Below are 2,285 nucleotides of genomic sequence, written 5' to 3'. Positions count from 1 at the left end.
TCGATCGGTCACTTTACCTAGGCAAAAAGGTTCCATTTTTGCCCATTGGGCATCAGTAAGTATGTATCTATCCATAGTACTATTATAAATTAATCAGTACCCTTTGTTAATTCTCAACAAGCCCTAGGAATTGATGTACGGACTGTTGGAGATATGGGAGCCTTACCTGACACCCTTCCTATGTTCTTGATCCCGAATATCCCTCTAAATCTTGAGACATTGATGATCATTTTGCCGTATTCGGTTGCCCTAGCAGCCGTGGGTTTGCTTGAATCTATGATGACAGCAACTATTGTCGATGAAATGACAGATACGCCAAGTGATAAATATCAGGAATGTAAAGGACAAGGTATTGCAAATATTGCTTCTGGCTTCATGGGCGGTATGGCAGGTTGTGCCATGATCGGTCAATCTATGATTAACGTGAAGTCAGGTGGTCTCACACGATTATCGACTTTTTCTGCGGGTATTTTCCTCTTAATCTTAGTGGTCTTTATTAGTGACTGGCTGAAAGTCATTCCAATGGCAGCCTTGGTTGCTGTGATGATCATGGTTTCAATCAGTACTTTTGAATGGAGTTCTGTCACCCAATTAAAAGACAATCCAAAAAGTAGTAATGTTGTGATGATTGCGACTGTGATCGTTGTAGTAGCAACTCATAATCTGGCATTAGGGGTTTTAACAGGTGTAATGCTTTCAGCTTTATTCTTGGCCAATAAACTAGAAAATGATATTCAGGTCAGTACTTCTTTTGATGGGACAGCTCGTCTATATGATTTGAGAGGTCAGATCTTCTTTAGTTCTTCTGAAAAATTTATGCAGGGTTTTGACTTTAAAGAAGATGTGAAAGACGTAATTATTGATTTAACTCACTCACATATTTGGGATGTAACATCAGTCGCTATGCTTGATTCCGTGGTCAACAGGTTCCAAAAGAATGGTGCGAATGTCACAGTACGTGGTCTAAATGAAGCCAGTTCGATTATGATTGATAAGTATGGAGTCCATTCGAGGATTTAATTTCAGGCAAATACTAAATTCATTTTATGACCAATGACACTTTGAGAAATCACAGTGTCATTTTTTATAATTAATTTTATTCGATATGAAAATATGGAATTGCATATATATGTTTATTCGTATATAAACATATTCAAAGATTCGATTGAGTTTGAGCAAATGACTGCTACTCCAAAAGTTAAGATTTATCATAACCCTGAATGTGGTACATCACGTAATACATTGGCATTAATTCGTAATGCCAATATTGAACCTGAAGTGATTGAGTACCTTGTAACACCTCCATCTAAAAATGAACTGATTCAAATGATCGCGGATGCAGGTTTAACGGTGAGAGAAGCGATTCGTAAGAATGTTGATCCTTATCGTGATCTCGAGTTGGGCCGTGAGGACTGGATGGATGAACAGCTTTTAGATTTTATGCTGCAGCATCCAATTTTGATTAACCGTCCATTTGTAGTGACTGAGTTAGGAACTCGTTTAAGTCGTCCGTCAGAATTGGTTTTAGAAATTCTGCCACTCCCACAAAAGGGTGCTTTCACTAAAGAAGATGGTGAACAAGTACTGGATGCAAATGGGCAGCGATTGAAATAAAAATTTCATGGATATATGTGAATATTGATATATCCATATATTTGAGTGAGTAAAAAATATGGATCAAATCAATTTCTTTAAATGTTTGGCTGATGAAACGCGATTCAACATCGTCATGTTGGTTCTTGGAAATAATGAACAATGTGTTTGTGATTTGACTGAAAAATTAGAGTTGAGCCAACCCAAGATTTCACGGCATTTAGCCTTATTACGCTCTTCTGGTCTTTTACAAGATCGACGTCAAGGGCAATGGGTCTATTACAGTCTCAATCCCAATTTACCCACTTGGTGCGTAGACGTACTTAACACCCTTAAAAATGCTGATTTACAGCCAAAAGTTGCTCCATCATTTCAACAAATCAATAGTTATTGCGAGTAGAACAAAATGAAATTCCTTTTTTTATGTACTGGAAATAGTTGCCGTAGCATCCTGTCAGAAGTGCTGTTTAATAGTCGTGCCCCAGAGGGTTGGAAAGCATACAGTGCAGGTAGTAAGCCATCAGGGCAAGTACATCCATTGACCATAGAAACATTAGAAAATTTAGGTCTTTCAACAGATGGTTTGTGGAGTAAAACCATTGATGATTGTGAACAATATCAACCTGACGTGGTGATTACGGTTTGTGATTCAGCAGCACAAGAAGCGTGTCCGCTTTATTTAGGTGGAGCGA

3 protein-coding genes and 1 pseudogene are annotated in these 2,285 nt (G+C 38.1%); all 4 read left to right on the top strand.

Annotation, left to right across the window (positions count from 1 at the left end; translation table 11 throughout):
* Positions 1–123: 123 nt before the first annotated feature.
* Positions 124–1,020, top strand: a pseudogene (locus tag FTV32_RS16635) (SulP family inorganic anion transporter); the annotation flags it as partial.
* A 159-nt stretch (positions 1,021–1,179) separates the two neighbouring features.
* Entirely contained in the window at positions 1,180–1,614 is a 435-nt protein-coding gene (arsC, locus tag FTV32_RS16630) for an arsenate reductase (glutaredoxin) (protein ID WP_180029133.1), read from the top strand.
* 58 nt (positions 1,615–1,672) lie between these two features.
* Complete coding sequence (locus FTV32_RS16625) at positions 1,673–1,993, top strand: metalloregulator ArsR/SmtB family transcription factor (protein WP_035268429.1); 321 nt, start codon at positions 1,673–1,675, stop codon at positions 1,991–1,993.
* 6 nt (positions 1,994–1,999) lie between these two features.
* Positions 2,000–2,285: arsenate reductase ArsC (locus FTV32_RS16620; protein WP_180028152.1), on the top strand; the 286-nt coding region annotated here is incomplete at its 3' end.

It is taken from the genome of Acinetobacter sp. YH16032, from assembly GCF_013417345.1.
GTDB lineage: Bacteria > Pseudomonadota > Gammaproteobacteria > Pseudomonadales > Moraxellaceae > Acinetobacter.
This window is presented reverse-complemented; position numbering and strand designations above follow the sequence as displayed.

Bases quoted from the DNA above. Each gene is read 5' to 3' on its own strand.
- arsC (WP_180029133.1), top strand. From the start codon at position 1,180: ATGACTGCTACTCCAAAAGTTAAGATTTATCATAACCCTGAATGTGGT.
- FTV32_RS16625 (WP_035268429.1), top strand. From the start codon at position 1,673: ATGGATCAAATCAATTTCTTTAAATGTTTGGCTGATGAAACGCGATTC.